This window comes from Pseudoduganella violaceinigra DSM 15887, assembly GCF_000425385.1.
Lineage (GTDB): Bacteria > Pseudomonadota > Gammaproteobacteria > Burkholderiales > Burkholderiaceae_D > Rugamonas > Rugamonas violaceinigra.
This window is the reverse complement of record NZ_KE384360.1, coordinates 207,122-221,793: the sequence shown is the minus strand read 5'-3', so window position 1 is coordinate 221,793 and position 14,672 is coordinate 207,122. Positions and strand designations below refer to the sequence as shown.

General features: G+C 62.5%; 15 protein-coding genes and 1 pseudogene. 6 read left to right on the top strand and 10 right to left on the bottom strand.

From position 1 onward, the window contains the following. Nucleotides 1–200: 200 nt before the first annotated feature. The gene (locus H597_RS0127520; protein WP_028104955.1) at nucleotides 201–1,523 is read right to left on the bottom strand and encodes a homoserine dehydrogenase; all 1,323 of its coding nucleotides are present in this window, start codon (nucleotides 1,521–1,523) and stop codon (nucleotides 201–203) included. A 20-nt stretch (nucleotides 1,524–1,543) separates the two neighbouring features. Continuing rightward, nucleotides 1,544–2,776 carry a pyridoxal phosphate-dependent aminotransferase gene (locus H597_RS0127515; protein WP_028104954.1) on the bottom strand — a complete coding sequence of 411 codons (1,233 nt, stop codon included), beginning with the start codon at nucleotides 2,774–2,776 and terminating at the stop codon, nucleotides 1,544–1,546. A gap of 133 nt (nucleotides 2,777–2,909) precedes the next feature. Between H597_RS0127515 and H597_RS0127510 the strand changes: the two genes are divergently transcribed. From H597_RS0127510 to H597_RS0127500, 3 genes are all read left to right on the top strand, one after another. Further along, the gene (locus tag H597_RS0127510; RefSeq protein WP_028104953.1) at nucleotides 2,910–3,284 is read left to right on the top strand and encodes an Mth938-like domain-containing protein; all 375 of its coding nucleotides are present in this window, start codon (nucleotides 2,910–2,912) and stop codon (nucleotides 3,282–3,284) included. A gap of 24 nt (nucleotides 3,285–3,308) precedes the next feature. Beyond that, nucleotides 3,309–3,764, top strand: coding sequence for a peroxiredoxin (locus H597_RS0127505; RefSeq protein WP_035375367.1), 456 nt, complete (start codon nucleotides 3,309–3,311; stop codon nucleotides 3,762–3,764). A 237-nt stretch (nucleotides 3,765–4,001) separates the two neighbouring features. Further along, nucleotides 4,002–5,780, top strand: a complete 1,779-nt coding sequence (locus H597_RS0127500) for a PhoH family protein (protein ID WP_028104951.1) — start codon at nucleotides 4,002–4,004, stop codon at nucleotides 5,778–5,780. Between the two features lie 242 nt (nucleotides 5,781–6,022). Here H597_RS0127500 and H597_RS35235 read toward each other — a convergent pair whose 3' ends face one another. The 4 genes from H597_RS35235 to H597_RS0127480 are packed head-to-tail and all read right to left on the bottom strand — an operon-like array spanning nucleotide 6,023 to nucleotide 8,594. Further along, a complete protein-coding gene (locus tag H597_RS35235) occupies nucleotides 6,023–6,427 on the bottom strand; it encodes a LysR family transcriptional regulator domain-containing protein (protein WP_161630649.1) in 405 nt (134 codons plus the stop codon). Between the two features lie 39 nt (nucleotides 6,428–6,466). Then, on the bottom strand, nucleotides 6,467–6,886 hold the full coding sequence (locus H597_RS0127490) for a VOC family protein (protein ID WP_028104949.1): 420 nt from the start codon (nucleotides 6,884–6,886) through the stop codon (nucleotides 6,467–6,469). Continuing rightward, nucleotides 6,886–7,752: an ATP-grasp domain-containing protein gene (locus tag H597_RS0127485; protein ID WP_035375365.1), complete on the bottom strand. Its 867-nt coding sequence runs from the start codon at nucleotides 7,750–7,752 to the stop codon at nucleotides 6,886–6,888. The genes H597_RS0127490 and H597_RS0127485 overlap by 1 nt, the downstream gene beginning before the upstream one ends. Then, nucleotides 7,749–8,594 (bottom strand): DUF4349 domain-containing protein, encoded by an 846-nt coding sequence (locus H597_RS0127480; RefSeq protein WP_051294149.1) that lies wholly within the window; start codon nucleotides 8,592–8,594, stop codon nucleotides 7,749–7,751. The genes H597_RS0127485 and H597_RS0127480 overlap by 4 nt, the downstream gene beginning before the upstream one ends. Nucleotides 8,595–8,613: 19 nt before the next feature. On the opposite strand from H597_RS0127480, the gene H597_RS0127475 reads away from it, so the two are divergent. Next, nucleotides 8,614–8,814: a heavy-metal-associated domain-containing protein gene (locus H597_RS0127475; protein WP_028104946.1), complete on the top strand. Its 201-nt coding sequence runs from the start codon at nucleotides 8,614–8,616 to the stop codon at nucleotides 8,812–8,814. Here the strand turns inward: H597_RS0127475 and H597_RS0127470 are convergent. Together H597_RS0127470 and H597_RS0127465 are read right to left on the bottom strand one after the other, a co-directional pair. Then, entirely contained in the window at nucleotides 8,798–9,544 is a 747-nt protein-coding gene (locus H597_RS0127470) for a glutathione S-transferase (protein ID WP_028104945.1), read from the bottom strand. The two genes, H597_RS0127475 and H597_RS0127470, sit on opposite strands and share 17 nt — an antisense overlap. Continuing rightward, complete coding sequence (locus H597_RS0127465; RefSeq protein ID WP_028104944.1) at nucleotides 9,541–10,419, bottom strand: LysR substrate-binding domain-containing protein; 879 nt, start codon at nucleotides 10,417–10,419, stop codon at nucleotides 9,541–9,543. The genes H597_RS0127470 and H597_RS0127465 overlap by 4 nt, the downstream gene beginning before the upstream one ends. A gap of 111 nt (nucleotides 10,420–10,530) precedes the next feature. Between H597_RS0127465 and H597_RS32705 the strand changes: the two genes are divergently transcribed. Both H597_RS32705 and H597_RS36060 read left to right on the top strand, forming a co-directional pair. Next, the gene (locus tag H597_RS32705) at nucleotides 10,531–11,238 is read left to right on the top strand and encodes an FMN-dependent NADH-azoreductase (RefSeq protein ID WP_035375362.1); all 708 of its coding nucleotides are present in this window, start codon (nucleotides 10,531–10,533) and stop codon (nucleotides 11,236–11,238) included. A 7-nt stretch (nucleotides 11,239–11,245) separates the two neighbouring features. Beyond that, nucleotides 11,246–11,992 (top strand): sulfite exporter TauE/SafE family protein, encoded by a 747-nt coding sequence (locus H597_RS36060; RefSeq protein ID WP_028104943.1) that lies wholly within the window; start codon nucleotides 11,246–11,248, stop codon nucleotides 11,990–11,992. Here H597_RS36060 and cueR read toward each other — a convergent pair. Both cueR and H597_RS32700 read right to left on the bottom strand, forming a co-directional pair. After that, a pseudogene (cueR, locus tag H597_RS34475) lies at nucleotides 11,993–12,373 on the bottom strand (Cu(I)-responsive transcriptional regulator); the annotation flags it as partial. 3 nt (nucleotides 12,374–12,376) lie between these two features. Then, entirely contained in the window at nucleotides 12,377–14,614 is a 2,238-nt protein-coding gene (locus H597_RS32700) for a heavy metal translocating P-type ATPase (protein WP_051294148.1), read from the bottom strand. Nucleotides 14,615–14,672 lie beyond the last annotated feature (58 nt).

Genomic DNA, 14,672 nt, shown 5'->3' with positions numbered 1-14,672 from the left:
CTTTTTTCTCTTGCTGCTTTGTTTTTTATCTACCCTTTTTCAGGGGAGCAGCAATTATAAACGAAGCCTTCAAGCGGATGCTCAAATATTAATCAATCTGCGCAAATAAATTTCCAAAAAGCATCGAATCTATCAAAATGTAACGACGTTAGTGGTTAATAACAACAAATAGAAAATGGCCCCGGCGGGGCCATTGTTTGTCAAGCCAGGTTTTCCAGGCGAATCTTGGTCACATTGCCCACCACGCTGGACAGCTTCTCGATCTTCTCGATCGCCGCCACCACGTTCTTTTCCTGGGTCTGGTGCGTCAGCAGGATGATGTCGGTGTGGGTCTCGCCATCGGCCGGCTCCTTCTGCATCATGGCGTCGATCGAGATGGTGGCGTCGGCCAGGATGCGCGTCAGTTCCGCCAGCACGCCCGGACGGTCGGCCACCGTCATGCGCAGGTAATAGCTGGTGGTGATCTCGGCCATCGGCAGGATCTTGATGTCGGTCATCGCGTTGGGCTGGAACGCCAGATGCGGCACCCGGTGCTCGGGGTCGGCCGTCGCCAGGCGGGTGATGTCGACCAGGTCGGCGATCACGGCCGACGCGGTCGGCTCGGGGCCGGCGCCTTTGCCGTAGTACATGGTGGCGCCGATGGCGTCGCCCTGCACCAGCACGGCGTTCATGGCCCCTTCCACATTGGCGATCAGGCGCTTGGCCGGGATCAGGGTCGGGTGCACGCGCAGCTCGATGCCTTCGCTGCCATTGACCTTGGCGCGGCGCGCGATGCCCAGCAGCTTGATGCGGTAGCCCAGCTGCTCGGCATACTTGATGTCGATCGCCTGCAGCCTGGCGATGCCCTCGATATGCGCCTTGTCGAACTGCACCGGGATGCCGAAGGCGATCGCCGACAGGATGGTCGCCTTGTGCGCCGCGTCCACGCCTTCGATATCGAAGGTCGGATCGGCTTCGGCATAGCCCAGGCGCTGCGCCTCCTTCAGCACGGTGGCGAAGTCCAGGCCCTTGTCGCGCATCTCCGACAGGATGAAATTGGTGGTGCCGTTGATGATGCCGGCGATCCATTCGATGCGGTTGGCGGTCAAGCCTTCGCGCAGCGCCTTGATGATCGGGATGCCGCCAGCGACGGCCGCTTCGAAGGCCACCATCACGCCCTTGGCCTGGGCCGCGGCGAAGATTTCGGTGCCGTGCATGGCCAGCAGCGCCTTGTTGGCGGTGACCACATGCTTGCCGTTGGCGATGGCCTGCATCACCAGGTCCTTGGCGGTGTCATAGCCGCCAATCAGCTCCACGACGATATCGATTTCCGGATCGTTGACGATCGCGAACGGGTCCGCCACGACTTTGCACTGGCCTTCGGTGCGCTCTTTCGCCCGCTCCAGGTTGCGGGCCGATACGGCCACGATCTCGATGCCGCGGCCGGCGCGGCGGCGGATCTCCTCCTGGTTGCGTCGCAATACGCTGAACGTTCCGGCGCCCACATTGCCGACGCCCAGCAAACCTACTTTAATCGATTTCATCATTCACATCCCTGGTATTGTTAGCCGTGCCCGTGCCGTTTTCGGTAGCCTTCCATGAAGCGCGCGATACGGCCGAAAGCATCTTCCATGTCGTCCGAATTGGGCAGGAACACCACGCGGAAGTGGTCCGGGCTATGCCAGTTGAAGCCCGTGCCCTGCACGATCAGGACCTTGGTTTCTTCCAGCAGTTCGTAAGCGAATTGCTGGTCGTCCGCGATCGGGTAGATCTTCGGATCGAGGCGGGGGAACATATACAGTGCAGCTTTTGGCTTGACGACGCTGACGCCCGGAATCTCGGACAGCAGCTTGTATGCCAGGTCGCGCTGCTTGAGCAGGCGCCCGCCGGGCGCCACCAGGTCGTTGATGCTCTGGTAGCCGCCGAGCGCAGTCTGGATCGCAAACTGGCCCGGCGCATTGGCGCAAAGGCGCATCGAGGCCAGCATGTTCAGGCCCCAGATGTAATCCTTCGCATATTTCTTGTTTTCGCCCGAGAGCACCATCCAGCCGGCGCGGTAGCCGCAGGAACGGTAGCTTTTGGACAAGCCGTTGAAGCTCACGCAGAACACGTCTTCGCACAGCGCGGCGATGGACGTGTGGGTGACGCCGTCGTACAGCACCTTGTCGTAGATTTCGTCGGCGTAGATGATCAACTGGTGCTGGCGCGCCAGTTCGATAATCTGCAGCAGCACCTCGTCCGGGTACAGGGCCCCGGTCGGATTGTTCGGGTTGATGACCACGATCGCCTTGGTGTTGGGCGTGATCTTCCTGCGCATATCGTCGATGTCTGGGAACCAGTCCTGCTGCTCGTCGCAGACATAGTGCACCGGCTTGCCGCCGGACAGGCTGACGGCCGCCGTCCACAGCGGATAGTCCGGCGCCGGCACCAGCACCTCGTCGCCGTTGTTCAGCAGCGCATTCATGGACATCACAATCAGCTCGGAGGCGCCATTACCCAGGTAAATGTCGTCCATCGCGACATTGGCGACCTTCTTCTGCTGGGTGTAGTGCATGACCGCCTTGCGCGGCGCGAACAAGCCTTTGGAATCGGTGTAGCCGGCCGCATTGGGCAGGTTGACGATCATGTCGTGGACAATTTCGTCCGGCGGATCGAAGCCGAACGGCTGCATATTGCCAATGTTCAGCTTGATGATCTTGTGCCCTTCTTCCTCCATCAGGCGGGCTTTTTCCGGGACAGGACCGCGGATTTCGTAGCAAATCTCGTTAAGCTTGTTGGATTTCTGAACCGGACGCAAAATCAATCCCTTAGGTGTAAATGCTGCATTGCGAAAATACCCATTCTGCCGAATTAAATTGGTTTAATCAACCATCGATATGAGCAAAACGTTACAATAAGATCTCTATTGTATTTAAATATAGCGAATCGATATGAAGCTCCACTCCAGCACCACCGGCCAGTACCAGACCGTCTCTGGTTATTTCGACGGTGGAGTCGAGATCAATGGCAAGCCTTTCGACTACAGCCTGCTGGTGCTGCCGGAGTCCGCGCCGCGCGCCTGGCCGGTGGCAAAGTTCGAGGATCTGACGTCCGAACACTTCGAACAGCTGCTGGCCGAACAGCCCGACGTGGTCATCCTGGGCACCGGCGAGCGCCAGCGCTTTGTCCACCCGCGCCTGACCGCGCCCCTGATCGGCAAGCAGATCGGCGTCGAATGCATGGACACCAACGCCGCCTGCCGCACCTACAATATCCTGATGGGCGAAGGCCGCAAAGCCCTGCTGGCACTGATCATTGAAAAGTAAAATTTCGCCCCCAACTAAACGCGCATGAGCCAATCCATCCCCGACTTCAGCGCCGCCATGACCAGCGGCCAGACCTTTCAGCTTGCCGGCCGCCCCGCCAAATCCACCGTGCTGTTCTTCTACCCGAAAGACAATACCCCGGGCTGCACCACGGAGAACATGGCCTTCCGCGACCTGCATGAGCAGTTCAGCGCCGCTGGTGCCGAAATCTACGGCATCAGCCGCGACTCGCTGCGCTCGCACGAAAACTTCAAGACAAAACTGGGCCTGCCGTTCGAGCTCATTTCCGACCCGGACGAAGCGGTGTGCCTGGCCTTCAATGTCATGAAGATGAAAAAAATGTACGGTAAAGATGTCCGCGGCATCGAGCGCAGCACGTTTGTGATTGACGCAAAAGGCCGATTGGTGAAAGAATGGAGAGGCGTGAAAGTACCAGGTCACGTCGATGAAGTGCTGGAATTCGTGGCAAACCTGGGCTGATGGCAAGGCCCTCGCCGCGAATGTGTTAGCTCAACGGGAGCTTTACATTTGAACGTGTCAGCCAGATTTTGAGTCGAGTAAGTCCTTCTACCCACTGTCCCCGGTGGCATGCCCACCGGCTTTCGGGCGACGCAGACGCCCGCCAGGCATCCTTTAGTTTTTCCGATTCACCCCATAGTTCGTCCATGCCGGGCATTCGCCTTTGCGTGGGCGTATCTTTTTTAGATTGAGATCCTGATGCCACTGCCAAAACTGCCTAGCAAGCCAGCCACCCTGCTGCTGGCTAAAGACTATCCGAAGGCGAGCGGAGCAAATCCGGTTCCCTTCCCTACTGAAGAAAAGGCAGCACCGGCGCCGAAGAAAGCGGTGCCGAAAACTGCTGCCAAAGCAGTCAAAGAGCCGGTTGCGAAAAAGGCCGCGGCCAAGAAGACGCCTGAGCTGAAGGCCGTCAAGCTGCCGGACGACGTCCCGGCCCCGCCGCGCACCAAGGCTGCGCCGCAGGCCCGCGCCAAGGTCACGCCGATCAAGGCCGACGCGCCGCACCCGGCCAAACACAAAGCCCACGAAGTGGTGCTCAAGTCCGCCACCAGCCGCAAGGCCGACGTGGTGGGCAGCACCAAGCTGTTCGTGCTCGACACCAATGTGCTGATGCACGACCCGTCTTCGCTGTTCCGCTTCGAAGAACACGATGTCTTCCTGCCGATGATGACGCTGGAAGAATTGGACAACCACAAGAAAGGCATGTCCGAAGTCGCGCGCAATGCGCGCCAGGTATCGCGCACCCTCGATGCCCTGATCAGCAACACCGAAGACGACGACATGGAAACCGGCATCCCGCTGAACAAGCTGGGTAACAAGGATGCCAAGGGCCACCTGTACTTCCAGACCAAGGTGCAGGTTGCCGACCTGCCGGAAGGCCTGCCGCAAGGTAAGGCCGACAACCAGATCCTGGCCGTGGTGCGCTCGCTGGAAGCGGAGCAGCCTGGCCGCGCCGTGGTGCTGGTGTCGAAAGACATCAATATGCGCATCAAGGCGCGCGCCCTGGGCCTGCCGGCGGAAGACTATTTCAACGACCACGTGCTGGAAGACACCGACCTGCTGTACTCGGGCATCGTCCAGCTGCCGGACGACTTCTGGAACAAGCATGGCAAGGACATGGAGTCCTGGCAGGAGAACAAGCACGGCCAGTCGAGCACGTTCTACCGCGTGACCGGCCCGTTCATCCCTTCCCTGCTGGTGAACCAGTTCGTGTTCCTGGAACCGAACAGCGGCGAGTCGCCGTTCTACGCCCAGGTCAAGCAGATCAACGGCAAGACCGCCGTCCTGCAAACCCTGCGCGACTATTCGCACAACAAGAACAGCGTGTGGGGCGTCACAGCCCGCAACCGCGAGCAGAACTTCGCGCTGAACCTGTTGATGAACCCCGATTGCGATTTCATTACCCTGCTGGGCCAGGCCGGCACCGGCAAGACCCTGCTCGCGCTGGCCGCCGGCCTGGCGCAGGTATTGGAGACCAAGCTGTATAACGAGATCATCGTCACCCGCGTCACGGTGCCGGTGGGCGAAGATATCGGCTTCCTGCCTGGCACCGAGGAAGAGAAGATGGGGCCGTGGATGGGCGCCTTCGACGACAACCTGGAAGTGCTGAACAAATCCGACGGCGAAGGCGGCGAATGGGGCCGCGCCGCGACCCAGGACCTGATCCGCTCGCGCATCAAGATCAAGTCGCTGAACTTCATGCGCGGCCGCACCTTCGTCAACAAGTTCCTCATCATCGACGAAGCGCAGAACCTGACGCCGAAGCAGATGAAGACCCTGGTGACGCGCGCCGGCCCGGGCACCAAGATCCTGTGCCTGGGTAATATCGCGCAGATCGACACGCCTTACCTGACCGAAGGCTCGTCCGGCCTGACCTACGTGGTCGACCGCTTCAAGGGCTGGGCGCACAGCGGCCACGTGACCTTGGCGCGCGGCGAACGTTCCCGCCTTGCCGACCATGCGAGCGACGTGCTTTAATTGCACACAGATCAGCAGCCTCAAGCCCCGCCCCGTGCGGGGCTTTTTTTATCTCAAACCGCCGGAAAATCCACACCAGGCCAGCATCGGCAGCGAGACGAGTCGGACCCTCGGGTCAGACCCTGATGTACCGGTTCTGAACAATCAAGCGTCAATCCTGCTGAATATTCTCTGCCAGGAAGTCGATCAGCAGCCGCCCTTCGGCGCCCAACCCGGCATGACATCGACCAGGCTGCCGTCAGTCAGCGCATCCCCCACCACCATGCAGGGCGGCTGGCCACCCGCCGCTGCGGACTGTTCGCCAGCACGCGCATCACAAGGTCGCTCGACTCCAGCGGAGGAAAGCGCACGCGCAAGGCGATGCCAATTCCTTCGCCCAGCACATCGACACGCCGATTCGTCGCCTCCCGCAGCACGCGCACTTGAGGCCACTGCTTCATCAAACCGGCCACCAGCGGCCCGATGCGGTACTCGAGCAGGGCAGTCGGGCTACTGACCGGCACCACACCCTGCGGCCCGAGCGCTGGCACACCATCACCTCGCGCGCCCTGCACTTCCGCCATGACGGCCTGACACCGCTGGCAGAACTCGCGCCCTGTTTCCGTCACCGAAAAATGGCGCGTGGACCGCCCGGGAAAAGCCGCCATGCACCACCACCTGGACAAAGTAATAGAGGTCGTTCACGTTCATGTACGGCGGGCGATCGGATGGTCAGGATTCAGCTGCAGCAAGTCCCACAGGTTGCCATACAGGTCGGCAAAGACGGCAACCAAGCCGTAGTCCTGCTGCTTCGGCTCACGCACGATCCGCACGCCTTTTTCTTTCAGTCGCTCAAAATCGCGCCAGAAGTCGTCCGTATTCAAGAACAGGAATACGCGCCCGCCGGCCTGGTTGCCGACAAAGGGTTCCTGCTCCGGCTTCGACGCGCGCGCCAGCAGGATGGTGGCCCCGCTACCGCCGGGCGGCGCCACCACCACCCAGCGCTTGTCCTGTTCCGGCTGATAAGTGTCGTCCAGCAGCTCGAAACCGAGCGTGTTGACGTAAAAATCGATCGCCTCGTCGTAATCTCTTACGACGAGGGCAATATGGACGATGGACTGCTTCATCAATTCTCCTGCGATATGAACTCATGCACCGTGTGGAAAATCGTCGCAACATCCGCTGCGTACATGCGCGAAGCGTTCCAGCAGTTGTACTCGACAATACGGATGCCATCGGGAGTCTCTGCAAGATCCATCGTGAAAACCGCGTGCGGCTGGTATAGCGGCGCGAATTCGGTCGCAGCCGCCATCACATTGCCCGGAATATGGGCACTGAAATTTGCGTTTCCGGCAAAGCGATACAGCGAACCGGTGACGACCTCCCTGTTGACGACGAAGAACCGGTATTCGGCGATGATCGTCTTACAAGGGGCAATGACTGCCATTTCCTCGCGCCAGTTGCGCGCTTGGGGCTGCGATGCAATGAATCCCTCGATTGTCTGCCCCGCAGCCAGAATGCCCGCGTCGAAGGCCTTTTCATCCTTGCTAGGCTTGATGAACATGTCCCTGTCGAACACTTGCGCAAGATTGCTTTCGATCGGGTACATTTTCGCGTCGGCATTCAAAAGCGGCAGTCCGAGTCCCGAATAATGCGCCTGGTCGAACTTTTTCTCGTCATAAAAAACACCCAGCCGAAGCTGTTTTATATATTGCGCAGCTTGTGCCAGCTGGGCTGAAGTCAGGTCCTCACCCAACACTGCCGGATCTTCGGCGGCGCTCAGGATGGCGTGAAGCCGAGTCCCGCCCCGGATAATGTAACGCTCCTCCGGATCCTGCAAGTTCGCTGCAAGATTCAGAATGGCCGACGACGAGGGAAGGATGCCAAAATTGCCGAAGGCGAATCCGAGCCGTTCCAGCAACGCTATGGTTTCGATGCGGTTCGCCATGGCAAACCCTTCCTTCTGTACCAGCCACTTGACCTTGTGCTTCATTTCCGGCGCGCCCTCCTCCAAACCTTGCGAATCACAAAGCCGAGCGCGAACAGGATCAGCACCCAGGGCAGCATATAGGCCACGCCGGTGATCGCGCTGGCAATGCCTTGCGAGAGGTTGCTGGCAAAGTCGCTCATGGAATGACTGACCGGCGACCAGAAGCCGCGCTGGGTACGGGACTGGATGGCGATGTTCAGCAAGTCCATATTGACCCGCTCCATCAGGCGCGCTTCGACGCCGGTGGCCGATTCCAGTTCGCTCTGTGCCGTCGCCAGTTCCTGCGACAGCTTGATCAGCGCTTCGGCGTTGTTGCCCACCTTGGCCTCCAGCGCCAGCAGCTTCTCGCGGTAAGAACGCAGCATCTCGAGGCGCTTGGCATTATCGCGGATCGGCCCTTCCAGGTCTTCCGCTGATGTATTGCGCGACGCAACTTCGCCTCCCGCCGCCGCCAGCGAAATCATTGTCTCCACGCCAGGGCGCTTGATACGGACGCGGATGGCCGCACTGGAGTCCCGGCCGCCTTGCACACCGGAGGACAGCAGCGTGCATTGGTTCGCAGCGTCGGCCTGGCAGGCCGCGACCAACTTGTCCAACAGCGGCTTGACGCCGCCCTCGGGGACGTCAACCGTGAGGGAATGCTCATAGGCGAGAAACTTGCCGCGCGGCGACTCGGGCTCCGCATTTGCGGCGGGAGCAGCCGCAGGTGCGGCGGCATCGTACATTTTATGGGCCGGCGCCGCGGCTGCCGCATACTCAGCATGCCTGGAACAACCCTGCAGCAAAAGCAGCGCCAGCACGCTTGACTTTACAATGGTGGAAAGGATTAAAGTACGTTTATCCATAAGACGAAAGGAACTCCAAATGTATGAACTGACTGTAGAAAATATGACTTGCGGCCATTGCGTATCGGCCGTGACGGAAGCCGTGCATGCCGTCGATCCTGCCGCCTTTGTCGAGGTGGACCTGAAGGGCAAGCACGTCAAGGTCAACTCGGCTTCCGCGCTGGAGCCGATCAAGGCCGCCATCGCGGATGCCGGCTATCCCGTCACCCGCGCGGTTTGACACGCACGCCCTGTTCCAGCTCCGGGTAATGCCGGAACACGTCGTCCTCGTTGTTCGAGAGACGGCGTTTTGAGCCCAGGTAGGCGGCAATCCTGGGGCGTGCCGCCACCTTTGCCGCCAGCCGCTCCAGCCCCGGCCAGCGGCCTTGATAGCCCGCCATGGCTTTGGGGAAGGCGTAGCGCAGGCCGTCCAGCAGCTGGAACAGCGACAGGTCGACATAGCTGATGCGCGAGCCCACCATCCAGCCGCCGCGTCCCGGATTGGCCTGCAAAACCGATGCGAAGTAGTCGAGGTATTTCGGGATCCGCTCCGTGACGAAATCGCGCGACCTGGCTTTCGCCTCGCGCGCCTGCTCCTCGTAATACTGGTTGACCGAAATCGGGTGGTGCGTGTCGTGCGCCTCGCCGACCACGTCGGCAATGGTCAGCTGCAGCTGGTTGCACCACAGCCGGCCGGCTTCCGAGCGCGGCGCCAGCTTGTGGCGCGCGCCGAGGAACAGCAAGATATTCGCGGTCTGCCCAACCAGCAGTTCCCCCGCCCGCAGTACCGGCGGCGCAAATGCGGCCCGCTCGTCGCGACCGCCCGCGATCACCGCGTTCATTTCCTTCATGCCGCCCTTGCCCCGCGCCACATCGATGTATGGCACACCGGCCTCCTCCAGCGCCAGGCGAACGAATTCGCCGCGGCCTTGGATCGTTGGCCAGTAGTAAAGCTTGTATGGCTCCATCATTGCTCCTCCTGCGCCAGCAGCCAGTCTTCGACGGCGCGTACTTCTGCGCGCGGTTCGCTGCCTCCCGGACGCACGACATAAAAATCGAATCCGCCGAGCACCGGGCCAACCGGCGCCTCCAGCAGTCCCATGCCGATTTCATCGCGCACCAGGGGCAAGGCGGTCAGCACCACACCCTGCCCTGCGATGGCGGCCTGCACCGCGTGCGACTCCTCCGAAAAGCGCGCGCCGCTAGCGGCGTCCAGCGCGACCCCGGCCGCCTTCGCCCATTTATCCCATGTCAGCGCGCCCTTGAAGCCCCGCTGCCAGTCGAAGTGAATCAAGGGGTGGCGCGCCACATCGCCGGCTTTGCGCAACTTCAGGCGCGGACTCGCCACCGGGGCAAAACCGGCCCGCATCAGGCGCTGCACCTGCAGCCCGGGGAAATGGCCCGTGCCGCCGCGCACCGCCAGGTCGGCCGCGCCACCGGCCAGGTCGACCGGATGATTGCTGGCCTGGACGTTCAACACAATGTCGCGGTGAACAGCGTTGAAGCCGGCCAGCCGCGGCACCAGCCAGCGTGCAGCGAAAGACGGCGTGGTCGACAAAGTGACCGTGCGGCGCCGTTCGCGCCTGAGGCGTTCGACACCGGCGGCGATGGCATCGAAGCCGCTGCCGGTGGCCTGCAGCAGGATGCGCCCTTCCTCGGTCAGCTCTACGGCGCGGGTCTTGCGCAGGAACAGCTGCACCTCCAGTGTCTCCTCCAGCGAGCGCACCTGGTGGCTGATCGACGTGGCGCTCACCGACAGCTCCTCGGCCGCGAGCTTGAAGCTTTGCAGGCGCGCGGCCGCTTCGAAGCTGCGTAATGCGGAAAGAGATGGCAGGCGGCGTTTCATGTTAATAACTATACATGAATTGAGTTCATCCATCCGGTGAGAAATGATCCTTTGTCGAAGTTTTCCGGCGCGGGCAAAGTGTAGCCATCGCAACCTGATGGAGTAAAACTCATGACCACAATCCTGCATATCGACTCAAGCGCGCGCCCGGGCAGCTCCGGCGCGCAGGCGCACGGTTCGCATACCAGGCGCCTGACGGCACGCTTCCTCGAACGCTATCGACACATCGATAGCGAAATTGAAGTCATCTATCGCGATGTCGGCGCCGAGCCGCCCGCGCCCGTCACCGGAAGCTGGGTGCATGCGGCCTTTACGCCGCCGGCGATGCGCGAACCCTGGATGGTGGACGCGCTGGCGCAAAGCGATGCCCTGGTCGACGAATTGCTGCGGGCCGACATCATCGTCGCCGGAATACCGATGTATAACTTCGGCCCGCCCGCCCAGTTCAAGGCCTGGCTCGACAACATCGTACGCGTTGGCCGGACGTTCGGCTTCGACCGCAGCCGGCCCGGCGAGCCATATTGGCCGCTGCTGGCCGATGCGGGCAAGCAGCTGGTGATCTTGTCGTCGCGCGGCGACTACGGCTACGATCCCGGTCAGCGGCTGGAAGGCATCAACCATGTGGAGGGCTCGGTGCGCAGCGCATTTCGCTACCTGGGCGTGACGGACGCTTACGGTGCTGCCATCGAATACGACGAATTCGCCGACGAGCGCCTGGCCCGCTCCATCACCGGGGCAGAGCGCGCCACCGACCGGATCGCCGAGACCATCGCCGCCGCCCGCATGGCCGCAGGCAAGACTCGGGCAGCTTGGCTATAATGGCCCGATGCCCGAGATCCACACCATATTGCTGCTCGCCGCAGCGGGACTTTTCGCCGGCACGCAGAATGCGTTGGCCGGCGGCGGTTCCTTCATCACTTTCCCCGCCCTGCTGCTGGCGGGCCTGAATCCTGTCGCTGCCAACATGACGTCCACGGTCGCCATGTTCCCCAGCCAGACCACGTCCGCCGTCGCGGGCCGCAAACTGGCGAAAGGCGTCAGTGGCTTGAAGTTCAGGCACCTGTTTGCGATCAGCATCGTTGGCGGCATCCTGGGCGCCGTCCTGCTGTGGGTCACGCCGCCCACGTTCTTTGCCCGACTGGTGCCCTGGCTGGTGCTGTTCGCGACCAGCATGTTTGCCTGGGGCGCCTTCCGCCGCCAGCCGCTCCATGCGGCGTCGAGCATGCCGACCTGGATGCTGGCCGTGGTCCAGTTCTGTATTTCGATCTACGGCGGCTACTTCGGAGGCGGCATCGGCTTCCTGATGCTGGCGGCGCTGACCATCGCCGGCCAGCAGATCCGCGCCGCCACGGCCACCAAGAATATGCTGGCGATGGCGATGAATGCGTCCGCTACACTGATCTTCGCCTTCTCCGGCATGATCAGCTGGCCGGCCGCCATGGCTTTATGCGCGGGTGGGATTGCGGGCGGGCTTCTGGGTTCGTGGCTGATCTATCGCCTTCCCCCTAAGTTGATGCGCATCTTTGTCGTGCTGGTGGGCGCAGTGCTCACCGTGTACATGTTCCTGCGCTGAGCCCAGCGTCTGCAGGATCGGGCAATCCGGGCGGTCGTCGCCGTGGCAGGTTTTCGCCAGGCTGGCCAGCGTATCGCGCATTTCCGTCAGCTCCACGATGCGCTGGTTCAGCTCATCCACATGGCTCATCGCAATCGTCTTCACATCCGCGCTGGCGCGGCCGGTGTCCAGCCATAAGGACAGCAAGTCGCCGATCTGCTCCAGCGCAAATCCCAGGTTGCGGGCGCGCTTGATGAAGCGCAGCGTGTGCAGGTCGTTCTCGCCGTAGATGCGGTAGCCGCTATCGGTGCGCGCGGTTTCGCGCACCAGGCCGATGCTCTCGTAATAGCGGATCATTTTTGCGCTGACGCCGGAAGCCGCGGCGGCTTGTCCGATATTCATTGCCTACTCCTTCGAAGGTTGCCAACGGCGCAGCAAAAGCGCGTTACTGATCACGCTGACGGAGCTGAATGCCATCGCGGCACCCGCCAGCAAGGGATTCAGCATTCCGAGCGCAGCGAGCGGAATCCCGGCCACATTGTAGATGAAGGCCCAGAACAGGTTCTGGCGGATCTTGCTGAATGTGCGGTGGGAGATGTCGATGGCATCGGCCACCAGCAACGGCTCGCCGCGCATCAGGGTAATCCCGGCCGCATTCATGGCGACGTCGGTGCCGGTGGCCATGGCGATGCCGACGTGGGCCGCAGCCAGCGCCGGCGCGTCGTTGATACCGTCGCCAACCATCGCTACATGCCTGCCCTCGGCCTTCAGTCTGGCGATGACGGCGGTTTTATCGGCGGGCAGCAGGTTGGCTTCCACCCGGCCGATGCCAAGTGCCTGTGCCACGGCTTGCGCGCTGCCCTGGTTGTCGCCGGTCAGCATCACCGTGGAGATGCCGCGTGCATGCAGGCGCTCGACGGCGGCGCGGGCGTGCGCCTTCGGCTGGTCGGCGAAGGCCAGCAGGCCAAGCAGCCTGGCCCCGCCCGCGCTGGCATCGGCCAGCCAGGAAATCGTGTGGCCTTGGGCTTCCAGCTCGCCGGCGCGCTGCAGCAGCGGCGACAAGTCGACGCCGCGCTCCGTCATCAAGCGCCCGCTGCCAAGCAGCAGGTCGCAGCCATCCACCACCGCAGCCAGGCCGCGACCCGCCAGGGTCGTCACCGCGCTTGCTGCCAGGGTCGTCACCGCGCTTGCCGCCAGGGTCGTCACCGCGCTTGCCGTCAGCGCCGCCGGCGCATCCTTGGCGGCAGCCTCCGCCTCCAGGACCGCGCGCGCGAGCGAATGCTCACTGCCGCGCTGGATCGCGGCCGCCAGCTGCAAGGCGCGCGAGGCAGATACGCCATTCGGCAGCAGCTGCGCCAGCACCGGCTTACCCTGGGTCAGGGTGCCGGTCTTGTCGAACACCACGGTATCCACCTGCCGCGCCATCTCCAGCGCCTCGGCATCCTTGATCAAGATGCCATGCCGGGCCGCGACACCGGTACCGGCCATGATCGCCGCCGGCGTGGCCAGACCCAGAGCGCATGGGCAGGCGATCACCATCACCACCACCGCATTGATCACCGCCTGCTCGATATTCCCGCTTGCCAGCCACCAGCCGGCCAGCGTCAGCAAGGCGAGCGCCAGCACCACCGGTACAAATACCGCAGCCACCTTATCGACCAGCTTCTGCACCGGCGCCTTGGCCGATTGCGCGTCCTCCACCAGGCGTATGATGCGCGACAACATGGTCTCGGCGCCGGTCGCGCTGGTGCGCACCAGCAGCAGGCCCTCGCCGTTGATCGCCCCTCCCGTCACGCGGTCGCCGGCATGCTTGGCAACCGGCAGGCTTTCGCCGGTAATCAGCGATTCGTCGACATGGCTGGCGCCGTCCACCACCTCGCCGTCCACGGCCACGCGTTCTCCCGCGCGGATCACCACGATATCGCCGACGCGCACCTGCCCTATCGGCAAATCGGCATCGGACTCGCCCTCGCGCCGCACGCGCGCCGTCACCGGGCGCAGGTCCTGCAGGGCGCGGATGGCCGAAGCCGTCTGGCGCTTGGCCCTCGCTTCCAGCCACTTGCCAAGCAGGACCAGCGTCAGTACCACCGCCGACGCCTCAAAATAAAGGTGGGCCATTTCCTGCGACGGCGCCAGCGCCAGCGCCAGGTAGACGCTCAAACCGTAGGCAGCCGAGGTCCCCAAGGCCACCAGCAAATCCATATTGCCGGCGCGTGCCCGCAGCGCCTTCCATCCGGCGCGATAGAAGCGTGCCCCGAACACGAACTGCACCGGCGTCGCCAGCAGCCATTGCAGCCAGGCAGGCAGCATCAGGTGGACGCCAAACCAATCCGCCGCCATTGGTACCACCAGCGGCAGCGACAATGCGGCGGCCAGGACCACCGCCCAGCCTTCCGGGATACGCGGCGCCGCGTCGTCGGCCGGCGCCTCAAGCGCGCTCGCCTTATAGCCGGCCTTGCCGATGGCTTGCTGCAGACTTGCAAACGCCACCGGAGCGTCGGAATCGACGCGCGCGGTCTCGGTTGCCAGGTTGACGGCGGCATGCGCCACGCCCGGCACGGTCGCCAGCGCCTTTTCGACGCGGCGCACGCAGGATGCGCAACTCATGCCTTCAATACGGACGGTTAGCTGGAACTGACTCATGGGATACTCCTCGCCTATGCTCTGGCGACCAGTATCAAGTATCCCATGATGGGAAGGT